Source organism: Brevibacillus sp. NL20B1 (assembly GCF_018195675.1).
Taxonomy (GTDB): domain Bacteria; phylum Bacillota; class Bacilli; order Brevibacillales; family Brevibacillaceae; genus Brevibacillus; species Brevibacillus aydinogluensis.
Genome location: NZ_JAGTPT010000027.1, coordinates 51477 through 65492, shown reverse-complemented (window position 1 = coordinate 65492; position 14016 = coordinate 51477). Strand labels below are relative to the sequence as shown.

Annotated in this window: 9 protein-coding genes and 1 pseudogene; 2 read left to right on the top strand and 8 right to left on the bottom strand. The window is 37.3% G+C overall.

The features are described from left to right. Window positions 1–275 (bottom strand): hypothetical protein (locus KDN35_RS16660; protein ID WP_212133327.1); only part of this gene is annotated, 275 nt, incomplete at its 3' end. A 154-nt stretch (window positions 276–429) separates the two neighbouring features. Here KDN35_RS16660 and KDN35_RS16655 point away from each other — a divergent pair. Continuing rightward, window positions 430–885: pseudogene (locus KDN35_RS16655) on the top strand (TauD/TfdA dioxygenase family protein). A 598-nt stretch (window positions 886–1483) separates the two neighbouring features. Here the strand turns inward: KDN35_RS16655 and KDN35_RS16650 are convergent. From KDN35_RS16650 to KDN35_RS20140, 4 genes are all read right to left on the bottom strand, one after another. Next, window positions 1484–2812, bottom strand: a complete 1329-nt coding sequence (locus KDN35_RS16650; RefSeq protein WP_171564541.1) for a deoxyguanosinetriphosphate triphosphohydrolase family protein — start codon at window positions 2810–2812, stop codon at window positions 1484–1486. A 118-nt stretch (window positions 2813–2930) separates the two neighbouring features. After that, window positions 2931–3839 carry a DUF4435 domain-containing protein gene (locus KDN35_RS16645; RefSeq protein WP_212133326.1) on the bottom strand — a complete coding sequence of 303 codons (909 nt, stop codon included), beginning with the start codon at window positions 3837–3839 and terminating at the stop codon, window positions 2931–2933. A 25-nt stretch (window positions 3840–3864) separates the two neighbouring features. Next, window positions 3865–5325, bottom strand: coding sequence for an AAA family ATPase (locus tag KDN35_RS16640; RefSeq protein WP_171564539.1), 1461 nt, complete (start codon window positions 5323–5325; stop codon window positions 3865–3867). 1011 nt (window positions 5326–6336) lie between these two features. Continuing rightward, complete coding sequence (locus KDN35_RS20140) at window positions 6337–6468, bottom strand: hypothetical protein (protein ID WP_256379851.1); 132 nt, start codon at window positions 6466–6468, stop codon at window positions 6337–6339. A gap of 29 nt (window positions 6469–6497) precedes the next feature. Between KDN35_RS20140 and KDN35_RS16635 the strand changes: the two genes are divergently transcribed. Continuing rightward, window positions 6498–6686, top strand: coding sequence for a helix-turn-helix domain-containing protein (locus KDN35_RS16635; RefSeq protein ID WP_349290996.1), 189 nt, complete (start codon window positions 6498–6500; stop codon window positions 6684–6686). Between the two features lie 105 nt (window positions 6687–6791). On the opposite strand, the gene KDN35_RS16630 is transcribed toward KDN35_RS16635, so the two are convergent. The 3 genes from KDN35_RS16630 to KDN35_RS16620 form a co-directional block, all read right to left on the bottom strand. Then, on the bottom strand, window positions 6792–6947 hold the full coding sequence (locus KDN35_RS16630) for a hypothetical protein (RefSeq protein ID WP_212133324.1): 156 nt from the start codon (window positions 6945–6947) through the stop codon (window positions 6792–6794). A 367-nt stretch (window positions 6948–7314) separates the two neighbouring features. Beyond that, window positions 7315–10833: a tetratricopeptide repeat protein gene (locus KDN35_RS16625; RefSeq protein WP_171564538.1), complete on the bottom strand. Its 3519-nt coding sequence runs from the start codon at window positions 10831–10833 to the stop codon at window positions 7315–7317. A gap of 2130 nt (window positions 10834–12963) precedes the next feature. Beyond that, window positions 12964–13638 (bottom strand): SOS response-associated peptidase, encoded by a 675-nt coding sequence (locus tag KDN35_RS16620; protein ID WP_212133323.1) that lies wholly within the window; start codon window positions 13636–13638, stop codon window positions 12964–12966. Window positions 13639–14016 lie beyond the last annotated feature (378 nt).

Here is a 14016-nt window from a genome sequence, read left to right as displayed (position 1 = left end):
GTATTCGCTTTTGTTGTCTTCTTCATTCGTACCCCCATCATCGCGATTCCTTTCATTTTTACGCTCTCGTTAAGCCTTTTCTTGTTATTCAGTTCCGCACTGATCTGGTACGAAGGAACCAAACACCTCATTTTGGAGTGACGTACTGCACTCCAGCGGACATAAGTTACTTGCTCACCAAATTCCAATATTTTTAGATTAAGGAAAAAAATGAGCGTCATCAGCTGTTTGTCGATTTGAAAATCAATAAGAAAACCGGCCCGTTTTCTGATCATTTACGCGAGATGATAAAAACTTTCGAGGATGATGGAAATACAGAAGTGGAAGTACATCAAGTAGTGAAAGTAGATAAAGGTGAATTCCTTATTATCTTGAATGTAAGTTCTGAGGAATAGGAGCACGCTTGGCACCCACGCGGTGCCTTTTCTTTTGGAGGTGGGTGATGTGAAGTACGTTTTATCCGGAACTGATGTGTCAACGTATCAGCCCGAGGACGTGAAGGAGCGAATCCAGGGGCTTACTGCGTTGCACGATTTTACGCCTGCGTTCAGTCATCTCATGACAGAGGAAGAGTTGGCTGCCAGACAGGCGGAATTCACGGCAGTTGAGCATCCTGTGGTTCGCACCCACCCGGAAACCGGGCTCTTCGTGAATCCATCCTTTACAACCCGAATCTTCGGGCTTGATCCAGATGAAAGCGAAAAACTGCTGCAATATCTATTCCGTCAAGCGCATGTCCCCGAGTACCAGGTGCGCTTTCGTTGAGAGCCAAATTCTATTGCCTTCTGGGATTACCGGGCGACGCAACATTACGCGGTATCCGATTGTTATCCTCACCCGTGTAAAGCTGAACGCGTTGCCATTGTCGGCGATCGTCCTTATTAGGTATCTATCAAACGTGAAGAGAAATGGAACCGTAACTGGTTCCATTTCTGCCTGAATTCAAACTGTTTTTTATTGAGTGTCCGCAAGGAAACGATCTTCCATCGTTTCCAGGCCGGAAGGCCTGCACATTCAAACAGCCGCTCCGTTGCCTTCATTATAGATATCTCCCCCTAGAACGTGACTTCACAGTCGAGAAACCGAACCAGCAATGGGTGCCCATTTTACCCAGTTTCGTGTAGGAGATCAATAAATTTTCTTATCAGCAAGAAAGACTTTTTTTCAACGACAATACGCTTGTCCTGAAGACCTTTTGGAAAGCATTTGAAAAGAAAAAAGGATGTAAATGGACTGATACAGCGATCATGGCTACCAGTACACGTCCCGTGCGTACCACAAGATGCTGTTGAAGGTTGAAACACGAATTAGTATGACCCTAAGGGGCAATTGTTTGGAAAGTTTCCCCTATTAAGGGTTTACAAAATGTCGATCAGCATTATAAAAGCTTCATCCTCGAATGGATAAATTAGGTGATGAAGCTTTTATATTTATCTATTGTTTAAATGGGTTTACTCAAAATGGTTGACAGACTCCATGCTAATTATTCCATTTCGTAAATAGATCCAATTTTACTTCCAAAAAGTTCACCATGTATTTTCTCAGCGTAACTATCAGTCATACCTGCTAGATAATCAGCAACAACTCTCTGCCATCTCCATATACTCTGATTTTCCAGATACCTTTGATACCAATCAATTGGAATAATATCTTTAGCATTTGAATCTTGCATAAATACAGACCATAAGTCTTTTAATATTTTCTCACTTCTTTTTTGGAGACGTTGAACACGTAAATCTTTAACCATGGTAACCCAAGCTAATTTTTTTAATACTATCATTTGTCTTAATAAATCTAAATCTTCTTTGTTATCACTAATAAATGTTACCTTATACCAATCATCTTCTTTTATTATTCCTACTTTAGTTGCAAATTTATGAACCCAGGTTGCTTTCATATCTCTGCGTGCACGAGAAATATCTCTTTCACTTTCCTCTAATGTTCTGTTCCAGTCATCTTGATAATTTTTCAATATGCGCTCTACTGATTGTTTGATATCAACATTATGCCAAACTGATTCATACTTTTGAGCCTCATTCTTTATCTCTTCAACAATACCTTGGATCAGTTTTGTGTCTCTTGATAAATCAGAGGTAATATTTATTTTTCCAGCTTTTATACCATCTTCTATATCATGTGTAGAATAAGCTATATCATCACACAAGTCCATTAATTGTGCCTCAAGAGTTATTTTTTCTGAAGGGATACCCCACTCATCTCTCAATGACTTGATTTGATGCCATTCGGTACTGTATATTCCTTTTTTTCGAGCGTCTTTGCCAATTTCATAAGGATATTTATTTGTGGCCAGGAGAACTGCTGCTGTTAAATTTAATCCATTTCGATTCCCTGTTCTTTTTTCTAAGAACATTAATATACGAAAATTTTGCGCATTTCCTTCGTAGTGTAGACCGTATTCCTTAAGTAGTGAATCTAGGACTTGTTCTCCTTTATGCCCATAAGGTGGATGTCCTAAATCATGTGCGAGAGCAGCGCATTCAACTACTTCTGGATCAATAGTTAAACCGGCATTAGTGGGCCATTTCAGTAATGCCTCATACTCGTTTAAAAGCTTATAAGCCACTTGACGGGCTATTTGTGCCACCTCGATCGAATGAGTTAGTCTGGTCCTAAAGTAATCACCAGATCCAGCCCCAAAAACTTGCGATTTTCCTTGAAGCCTTCTAAAGGCAGGAGAATGAATTAATCTTCCATAATCTCTTTGGAATGGACTCCTAAAATCCTGTCTGGTTCCCTGTTCTTCGTCTAATCTTTTTTCTCTAAGATACCTAATATCTTCAGGTAGACTCATATCTTGTTACCCCCCTGGTTAGTTTATAATTGATTTATTTACTGATTATTTAGAGGAATCACCAATTAAATATAGCCTTTCAACCGTTATAGTTCTAACAATCTATACAAATATTGAATTATGCACTAGCATTTACATAACCAAACCATACTCTTTTTAAATATTCGACCAAGCAACTTGGTGTTTCAGCATATTGAGAAAAACTTGAAACAATGTCAGTGAACCCTCCACTAATACTTCTGGGTTTGTTAAAATACCCTAATCGCGGACGAGCAAGTTCCTCTTGAAGTTTTTCCAAAAAACGTCTTAAAAACTCTATCTCAAACTTGCCTCTGAAAAAGGCTTGAGGATCAACTGATTGTAACTCTCGCATTTTCTTTTCTAATTCTTCATCCGGTACTATATATTTACCTGAAAAACGATCTTCTATTTTCTTTTTATCATACAGAGGTTGGACAGACTCTAAACTAATTTTTACGAAATCCCTTAACTCTAGATTAGAGATTGAAGGACCTTTTTGAGTCCCTATACGTTCAGTTTGTTCCTTTACGCATTTGATCCAGGAGTTTAGCATAAGCATACTTTTATGAAAATCATTTTGCCTCTCTTTAAACAACATTATGCAAATTTCAAACTCCTCATCATCTTCCGTGATTTTAAATCTATTTCTTAATATCTTTATGAATGTGTCAATGGTTGTATAAAAATTTTCTATTGAATAACAAGGGGTTTCATATATTAGTGGATTTGATATTAACTCATCAAAATCTCGATCTACAAAATAAAACAACTTACCGTCTTTAAATTTCATACTTTTATTGATTAATTCATAGGTTTGAATAACTCCCTTTTTTCCATTACATTTTATAAAATACGGTTCTTGGTTCTCACATTGTATTTTGACCCTCAAACCGTAATATGCTTCGTCCTCACCTTCAACAAAACAAATAGGCTTGTCTTTATATTTTGGAAACTTAGTTAGGAATCGATGATATCCTATTGGTACCTGTTCCAACTTTTCTCTCATTATCTCTAATCTCGTCGTCTGTGTATTATTCCTCATATGTAATCTCCTCAATACATAATTCCATACTATCTGCATACTCATCTAAAGAATTATCTGTGTAAATAAATGGCGAGTGAGTAACCGCTAGTAGTAATTTGCACTTTCCGGAATTAACCACATCTGGCAATAATTTTTGTTGCCATTCAATAGATAAGGACAATTCTGGTTCATCAATTAACAAATAAATCTCATCACAATCAGTTAAGTACAATTTAGAAAAAAGTGAGACAATTTGCTTTTCTCCAGAAGATAGTTGGCTTAATTCAACATCTTCACCACTTCTTTGATCTTTAACAGCGATTTTTACGAGGTTCTCGTCGTAAGCTACATACTTATTCGGAAGCATATAACCGCTACATACTTTAGCAAATGTTTTAATCGCGTTATCTTTATCTCTTTGCTGATTATAAATGTTAATTAAGTTATACAAAAAATATATCAATAAGTTATAGTTCCCTTTTGTATCTTGAAAAATATCATTATTAGTGATTAATTGCCTAATTCTCCTTTTATCATCTTCACTTAAGTTACTACCGACACGATCCAATACTATATTCAGAGACTCAATGTTTTTAATACTGTCCCTCATTTCTTCTGTTATTGTGTTTTCTTGGACCAGTTGAGAAATCATCTTACCTGTAACTTCAGAGTACCCTTTAATAGCTGAATCCTTAATTTCTTCGGTAAAATTCTTGATTAAGTTCTGTACATCATCCATACCAAACTGAATAAGTTCAGTGTCAGTAGTAATGTTTTTACGTACAAAATCCACAGTTTCTTTTCCAAATGCATTTCTTGTCACAATTTTTTCAACCTTATTTGTAGAAACTATTAAGCCTAATTTACTTAAATCTTCCTCAATTCTACGATAAGTGGGCAAATAGAGTATTTTGCCATTTAGACGAGCAGACAATACCCTTCTGATATCCTGGAGAGAATCATTTAAAACAATCTCCAAAATACCAATATCAAAATTTTTAGTAATAAATTCAATATCTCTCGAGACGATATGAACCGGAATCTTACGCTCTCTAAATATTGAACGATATTTGTCAAGGAAATTTTGTAAAGACATAGATTGTTTCTTAACCACTTCATTAATTAGAGTTTCTATTTCTTCAGTTGTAAGGAAATTTTTTAGCCTTTTAACAGCACTTTTTACAAAAGAAGAAAAATCTTCGTCTTCTTCAAACATTAGCCACTCCCTCTTAATAAAAACCTTAACAGAGTCGGAAAATACTACTTCAATCGAATCAAACTCTATATCTTTCAACTTATTAAATTGTTGGGAAAGTGTATAATAAAATATGTTTAATATTGTAGTTTTGCCAATTCCATTTTCTCCAACATATATTTTGATATTTGTATTAAAGTCTAAATATACATTTCTCTTCCCATATAACCCAAAGATTTTAAATGATTTTATAGTTGGCTTTGCATTTTGCATGGCCCACACCTCAATACATTATTTGTTTAATTACTAAACTTTCGCAGTTTTCCCGAAACAAAAAGGTTTTGACAGAGAACGTCAGACTGATCCCTTTTATTCCCTTGAACGCCAAGAAAATGCCTATCAGGTATTGCAGAGCATAAGAAAACAGTCCTCCAAACGAACGTGCATCGTTTGGTTGACGACTTTCCTACTTCATCACGAGATGAAGCGTAAACACGAGATGCAATAGGAACAGCCTTTAAACTCCGTAACCAGCTTCAGATACGATCTGGCAAATTTGAAGAACGCCTCGATGCTCCAATGCATGCCATAGATGCGAACGATCTCGGTTTCTTTTAACGCCAGGCCGGTGCTGAGCAAAACAGCTAATCCCGCTGCCGGTTGTGGGAGTATAGCTTGGCGTATGCGCAAAAGCTCTTACATTTCAAAAAAAAGATCCACCGACTTAACTAAGTTAGTATGACAAAGTTAATGGGTGAAAGCGGAAGCAGGCCGATAAAGATACCAAGTCGTATCTACTCAGGGCTTTGTTCCTGTGAAAATAGTACCATGGTAAGATTTTGTATTTCAATGCTTAAATAACGTATATTCAGCAATGTCCGTCTCTTATTCTAACGATTCCATGTCGGTAATACGCCAGATATATCGAGGTCACAAGGAAGATTGCATGTTGCCTTTATGCTGCTTTCAAGCTATGACGAGTATCTACCCGCCTATCTGTTACCCCTTTCACAATTACTATTGTTGGCCCATAAAAAACTCCTTTTCTAGTACCTTGTTAAAATCGTTTGGCTTTCAAATCTGTCAAACGTAAGTAACCGGGCTTTGTTCGAATACAAAGCGGAAGCCTTTATCCAGTCAGTTCTCCGGGGAACATTTCGTAGATCCTCGATGATGTGTGAAAGAATTGCAAATTAAACGGATAGCCCTTGTGAACTCCTCCTCATTTATCGGCTTGACCAATTGGGCCAATAGGCACGCATCATTTTGAACGCTGTAATGAATTTAGAAGGCCACGGTGTGAAGATCCGTTCCATGACCGAACCCTTTGACACTGGTGACCCATCTGGTCGCTTCCTCTGTGAAGATCAGCGATAAAATCCCCAATAGAATCAGTTGAAAATTCCCCATTTTCATTGACTCTCTCCTTGGAGGAGAGAGAAGTTATGGTAAAGAATGGGGAGTTTTACATGATTCACGAGATGAGGAAACGTGGCATGAGTATTACTCGGATCGCGCAGGAAATGGGGAGGGATCGAAAAACCATTTGCAAGTGGCTAAACAAGAAGGAACCTGAATCCTATCAGCGAAAGGTCACTGGTCTCGGCAAGCTGGATCGGTTCACTGCTCCATGAATTACGGGACAAGCGACGAACATATGTTTGAGCTAAAACGGTAAATTGTCAAAACGCTTGTCCAATCCATCCAGGTTCATACCATTGTGTACGGAACGATTAAAACTAAGTATCCTCCTTTTGCATTTTCTCCGTTTCATCAACCTCAACAATATCCCATGAAGTAAATGAAGTTTTATGCAATGTAAATATGAGAATTCCTCCATAAACTTCACGTATTTGATTATCTTCACCATAATCTATTGCTTGGGAAGTGGCCATTACTTGAGCATTGTCGTTGTTTTCCGCTACTTTCCTAACCTGCACTTCGAAAGGGGCAAACTGGTTAGCGTCTGCAAATTCAAAATAAGAGCGAATGTCTTAACATAGGGGCAACTTGTTGACTCGATTTAATGGTCTCTGGGTGGTAATCAGTTCTTTGCTGACTTTTTCGGTGTATCCGTGGATTACCTTCTCGGTCGTACCGATGATCCGCCATCCATCAACAAAAGCGAACGTCCTTAAACTGAACTAGAGAACCTCTTAACACAACCTTAGTCAATTCACTAGGTTTGTCAGACCGCGTGATTTCAAATAAAGAACCTTTCTTTAATGATATTTTATGTTAACATTACTCCTCTCCATTTTTTTAAATTATGGATTGACTTTTTAGCCATTGCTCGATACACCGTTTCATTTTTTGCCTTTGAAGAACCACCAATGGAGAAAATTTTGTTGTAGTTTGATCTATTAATTTTTCAATTATGATTAATTTGTTTCTTTTAAATGTTAACACGTGGCATAAGTAATCGGTTAATTGTTGTCTCGTTATTGGAGAGATACTTTCAATCCAGATCCAGCCAAGTATTGTTGCTACAAGATTTATCAGGAAATCTTCACTGAATTCTTCTTGCTTAAGATAGTCAAATAAAGCGATTACTTGTTCATTCATTTTAAAATTATTTTTCTTTAGATAATAAGTAAATACCTTTTCATTGACTGGGATTAAGGCATATCCCATCATAACCAGTTTTCCAATGCATTCACTCCACTTGTCATTGTCTATTACCCCTTCAAGTATAAAAACCTCCAGCACATCAAACGTCGTAAAATAATTAACCCCATGGCTTTCTCTTGCGTAACAACCTGTTACAAAACTATCCACTAGCATGGTAAATGAACGGTTTTTGCTCACTCGTATTGGATGATTTAGAAAAGCAATTTTATCATTTTTATTATCAAAATCATTTTCAATCACATTGCCGACCTTTTTGCAATTTTCATTTAACCATTCAATGAATTCTTCCTGATTTTTGACTGACTCCTTGACCAGTTCTGACGAAAATTCACGCAATACCAATCTGTCATTCTCATATGACAAGGTCTTAAGTCCATCGTCACTAATTAACTTAGTATTGAGGTATTCTTGAAAAACTAAATCAAAGTGCTCTTGATGAATGTACAGGTCGTATCTTTCCTTTAACTTGTCCAGTAGACCAAGGTGACGAATCGTAAGTAATGTAGTTACATCGCACAATACCTCTTTTGCATGTTTGGCAGCTTCTGCCCCTCGTAATAATTCTCTTTGATCCCCTTGAAGCATCCAGATACGCATATCCCGTTCATTCATAACATGTCCCCATGTCTCAAAAGGTCCCTTATTCAATGCATTAATCAAAAAACTTAAAGGCAATTTATATCTTTCAAAAACGGTTTTTACATGTAATATAGATTCTGTAGATTTTTTCAGTTCTTCAATAAATTGATTCGAGATTTTTCCTTCCTCGATTGCTTTAAACTCTTTAAATAAGGGTTCTTCATCAGGAAATTTTTTATTAAATTGAGTCGCAACTTCACTATAAGCCTCTAACCATTCTTTTTCCGGATCTGCTATAAACTGACCTAAATGTGCCATTTGCCAGAAAAAGAAACGCCATGCATTCGGGTTTTCTTTTCCCGCAAGGTAGGTTTGATATGCATACTCCATAGATTTTTGATACTTCAACGCATTCATAAAAGCAATGCTTAACAAATTAAAATCTTCCATTGATCCCGATTTCTTAACCCTATTCTCCGCTGACTCCAAAACTTCTAAACAATGATTTGCATTTCCTAATCGAAACAAACAATCAGCATATCTTAATAGATAATGTAACTCTTGGGTCTTTTGGTATAGGTTCAAAAAGTTTACTTTTGCAACTTCATACCAGCCTAAGTTAAAATAAATGGTTGTAACTACATTTAGCAAAAAGTCTGATTTTTCTGTCAACTGATCAATTAAGGAAAGAATTTGTTTATATTCTCCCAACTGAAATAGAGCACGTACATACCGATTGACAAGGATTTCATGTTGCATCCAGTTTGGTATCGACACAATTAATTCCTTCAGCTTTTTTAAATCGGCTTCTGTTCCTCTGTTCAAATAAGCAATGCTAAGTTGTATCTTACACTCGATTACAACTTGTCCATCTAACTGATCAATACATGACTCCCAATTGGTTACTGCTTCTTCCCAATCATGAAGTTTCATCGCGTAATAGGCTTTTAGTGCGTAGATTCCCTCACGGTCTGAGGTTGTCAAGTTAAGTACTTCAATCAAATTTTTTATTTCGCTATGATTCACATTTAGGAATAAGGCATCCATATATGTGAAGTAGTACTTTAAAGGAATCTTGAGTTCTGTCTCAACCAGCGACTTATTAGCCTCTAATAAAGCTAATGCATCATTTGGTCTTCCAGCTTCTACATAAACTTGACTTAAGGTAATGAGATCATTAAGATTTGGGGTTTCAACGGATATCTTCTCTTGAAGTAAATCAATCGCTCTATCCCAATCACCGTCAAATATACAACAAGAAATGAGATTATTGATATTTCCTTTGTCACGATACACTTCTTCATACAATATTTTTGCCTCAGAAAAGCGCTTGTTTCTAAAATATAGTGCCGATTTCAATTCCTTGATCCTGGTCAGAATGCCAATATTATCAATGTCTTGTTTCTCCAAATGATCCAACACTGGCATTACTTCTAGTAAAATTTTTTCAGGATCAACGAAAACGTTATTTGAAATATCATTTTCCATTTTTAGGATTTTTGATTCAATTTTGATTAATAACCAATTGATATTGTTTGGTTCATTATTCAAATAGTAATCAGATAGTTCGGTAACTTGATCGTATTTTTTTGTGTTCAGCAAAACGTGTGCCTTTATTTGATCTAAATCGGAGTCTGGGTTCTCTAGCAATATTTTAAGTGCTTCATCATATTTTTTTTGTTGGAGAAAAATGTTTATCAGAATCTCTAAATTCTTCGTTGTTTTACCTTCAATGTCAATCGCTTCTCTAATATTAGATAAGGCTTTATCTAATTGATTTTCGAAAATGTGTATTAAAGCCAGCAGTCTCTTTTTACGTGCTTCGTCGTTAGAATTTGCAACAGCGGCATATAAATGTGGAATTGCCTCGTTCTCTTTACCGCTCACTATATAACTTGTTGCGATTATGGAATGCAATTCCAAGTATTCTTCTTGCTTAAGGCTTCTTTTTAGCCTCTCTTCGGCTTTTTCACGGGCAACATTTGTTTTTCCCTGTTTTATGAGTTTACTTAAATCCTCGAACCCCACAGGGGTAAGAGCCTGTTTTAGTAAACGATTGTTTTCTTCTGTAATTTGAATAGTCTTTATTTGATTTTGCTCAATATTCTTAAACCCCTCTTTAATTTCGTCCTCAAAATAATTAATTCTATTTAGGATTTGCAAAAATTCAGGTTCCCATTGAGTAACTTTGTATTCTTCTAGTTTCAATAAGATAGTTTGGAAAAAAGGTACAATAAAGTCCTGATAAGAAGGATATGCCTCCATATATGGTTCCAGATTTAGCTGTTCACGAGTAAATTTCTCATATGGGACTCCCTCTAATATCCAACGAAACATTTCTTCTCTGTTAGTTCGGTCTTCTATTAGATCCCGAATTAACTCATCGGGCAAATCAAAAGTAGCTTTCGCATCAGCAAGTGCTGCTTCGAACATTAAGGTCGTTTTCTTGGCATAGTTATCTTTGACCCATTTTGCCTGAAGATCTCTAATTAACTTTGAGTTTTTTATTTTGGGCATCAAAAAGGAAAAAAACAACGGACCAAGCTTTCCCAAAATTGCCCCAAAATCCATAGAAATCACCTCTCATGGAAGTTTAATTCTAAAAAACTTCATTGTAAAAAGAGCCTGCCCATTATTACTAAAGTTTCCTTCCTGAATAAGCGACAACACCTAGCAAAATTTTACACTAGATAGTATAATACAAATAGTTCAATTGCACTACTTTTGATTTTAACGCGAACACATTCGCAGTCAAGGTGAAGGATCTTGTAACTTACCGTATTCCCCTACTCCGTTGGAATCATGTGTCTCGCGATTCTCCTATCCCTCGGTATTCGCGGGCCCATTGATATAGTTGAGTCCCGAATTGCGAAAGCCTTAATTATCTTTCTTGTGTATAAGGACGTCCCCTCACTGTCATACAAATTCGGACGATTCAGGAGCATTACAATAAAAGGCTTCCTGCCAAAGTTCAACGGGAACGCTTTTACCATATGAGATTTATCATATCCTCCGTCACGCTGGACGACAAATCATGCTGCTATAAGCGTTCCGAGAGCTTCCAGAGTGGGATTCCAGGAATTTCACCCGATATGCTTTTTTGCCATTACATATGCTAAGGATTTTAATTATTGAAGATCTAAGTATTATAAGAACAATTCAAGGTGACACCAGAATTGTGTGTTGAAAGGTTGGAGAAGGTAAAGCAAAAACTAAACTTCTATTCATTATTAATTTAATTTATCCTAAATCAATAACAGCAGATAATCAGAATGGAATGGACTGAAAATTTATAATGAAAGTATTTAATGTACTGAGAGATGAGTTTTTTAGGCTTGCTTATAATCAATTAACTATGGTTTCATTTCTATTGCTATATTTCTGCTTACCATTAATTCCGGGATACGTAGTGCTATTCGTTACATTATTTTTTTTGACTGTTTACTTCTATAAAGTTGCTACCAATTCTACTTTGACTATTGTACCCCGAATTTTCTTTCAAATAGTTATGATTGTACTATTTTCGACTATTATATTTCTATTACATGGTAAACTGCGTGTATTAATTTTTGGGGAAAACTTGACTCTGAACATAGTATTCTTAATTATTTGCTTGCTACCATTTCTTTATTTCGCGATAGTAAATTTAATAGATCTTATTAATCAAATAATTATTGAGTTTGACAATATTAAAGGAAAGAGTTTTAAAAATTTTTTTGCGTCAACAGTTGTGATAATTGGAGCAACCATTTTCATAACTGATTTAGTTTTTTGTTTTATATACTCGTTTGCAATATTGTTAGGAGAAATATTTGGTTATTTAAAAGGTATTCCACATTTCACAGAGATTAGAGATTCTTTTAACACAACAACTCCTGTAGCTTTCTACAATACCTTTTATTTTACTTTTTCAATTCACTTTGCTATTCCTTTCTCAGGTGATTCAAATTTCATTAGGCTTCAAGAGATGATAAACAAGAGTTTTTTGTTAAGTTCGATTCAAATTATTCACATTTTGTTTTCAAAAGCAATAGATCTTCTAATTCTTGGTCTAGTAGCAAATCGATTTGTTGAATTCTTTAATCAAACTAAAAGTAACACATTATAGTCCTTTATGGGCTTTTTTATGAAATGAACATGAACAAATGTTCGTTATTGAGGTGATATAATATGTACAAACTTGCATTTTATTAAGCTCAAACAATCAGGCCGAGCGAGGTTCAATCGAAAACCAGTTGGAGTTTGCACGGAAAAACAGGCATATCGGAGACCGCTGCAAGGAAAGTGCCCATCCAAAAACATTCCCCAAGACTTGGGCGAGGACTTGGTGTGGAATATATTTTCCTTAATAATATTCATTATCCTGGAGAAGCTCTTAAAGACAGCGGTCCATACATTACCATCTACGAGGTGCATACCAAGCGACCACCTGCATCCGTTACCATCAAGTACTCTTTTTCCAAGGATGTTATTCACACGGACACGCGTGAAGATATCAACCTATAAACCGCGATTCATCGGGAAAATGATACCGCGGTTGACGCGTTAGATATTCACGCTAGAAAAAACATGATTCTTGCGATTAATATATGGAATATCTGGATACTTTCCAGGCTATTTTGCATTACCATCTATGCCTCTCCCGGATGTGCATAAACTCGTACGCGATTTAATTTTTGATAAAAAAACAAGAGGTTGCCGCTACTGCCAAGCAACCTCCTCAATGCACGCAGGGAAATCATTTTTCGGGCTTCCAACAATCGCAGATACTGGATACGCTCGCATCTGTCCGGGGTCAAATGGAACGAGCAGCGACTGCAGCAAGTCGGGATCGTATTTCTCCCGATCAAGCCATAGGTCTTCATCCTCTGGCCGTAAAATGACCGGCATCCGGTCGTGGATGTCAGCGACAACCTCATTGGGCCGGGTGGTAATGATCGTGCAGGTGTGAAGTTTCTGGCCGTCAGGCGCTGTCCACGTGTCAAACAGACCAGCAAAGGCAAACGGTTCTCCGCTCCGCATGGTAATGCGCATCGGCTGTTTTCTCCCGTCCATCTGCTTCCACTCGAAAAAGCCGTCCGCAGGGATCATACAGCGCTTGCGCTCAAACAGCCTCCGAAAAGCCGGCTTCTCCTGCAGCGTTTCGGCGCGCGCATTGATCATCTTGTAGCCGATTTTATCGTCCTGGGCCCAAGATGGAACCAGCCCCCAACGCAATTGGCCAATTCTGCGTCGCCCGCCGTCGGCAAGAATGGCCGGGATCTGCTGACCGGGGGCGATGTTGTACCTCGGCTTTAGATCAAACGGGATCTCCTGCAGGTGGAATCGACGCATCAGCTTTTCCGGGTCTGTGACTAGCGTAAACCGTCCGCACATGGGCAGCTCCCTCCTTTTACCATGATGCCTCAACAAGCAAAAAAATAATCCCCCACCGTATTGGGGGAATTGAAGGAGGTACGTCTTGACGATATGACTGGTTCAATTTTTTATTATGTTGTGTGAGTCCGTCTTATGACCAAATCAGTGTGAACAGGACTCCGAAGCAACCCATTTCTGCACCACTTCTTGCGTTCTACCGTAGTCTGTAGCCGAGGCTAGATAAACAAAGGCGTTGTCTTCCCCGTCTCCAGTTTTTCACAGACACGATTGTACGCTGCTTGTGACCGGGCGGATCGCCCCATTCAATGATTCACATCAATTTTTTTCGTATACTAGTAAGAAGGACAACTTGGCTGATACAGGTTAAAGGTTCAT

What these genes read in the sequence shown, in the direction of transcription:
- KDN35_RS16650 (WP_171564541.1), bottom strand. Translation starts at nt 2,812, where the DNA reads ATGAGTCTACCTGAAGATATTAGGTATCTTAGAGAAAAAAGATTAGAC.
- KDN35_RS16645 (WP_212133326.1), bottom strand. Translation starts at nt 3,839, where the DNA reads ATGAGAGAAAAGTTGGAACAGGTACCAATAGGATATCATCGATTCCTA.
- KDN35_RS16640 (WP_171564539.1), bottom strand. Translation starts at nt 5,325, where the DNA reads ATGCAAAATGCAAAGCCAACTATAAAATCATTTAAAATCTTTGGGTTA.
- KDN35_RS20140 (WP_256379851.1), bottom strand. Translation starts at nt 6,468, where the DNA reads ATGAAAATGGGGAATTTTCAACTGATTCTATTGGGGATTTTATCGCTG.
- KDN35_RS16635 (WP_349290996.1), top strand. Translation starts at nt 6,498, where the DNA reads ATGGTAAAGAATGGGGAGTTTTACATGATTCACGAGATGAGGAAACGT.
- KDN35_RS16630 (WP_212133324.1), bottom strand. Translation starts at nt 6,947, where the DNA reads ATGGCCACTTCCCAAGCAATAGATTATGGTGAAGATAATCAAATACGT.
- KDN35_RS16625 (WP_171564538.1), bottom strand. Translation starts at nt 10,833, where the DNA reads ATGGATTTTGGGGCAATTTTGGGAAAGCTTGGTCCGTTGTTTTTTTCC.
- KDN35_RS16620 (WP_212133323.1), bottom strand. Translation starts at nt 13,638, where the DNA reads ATGTGCGGACGGTTTACGCTAGTCACAGACCCGGAAAAGCTGATGCGT.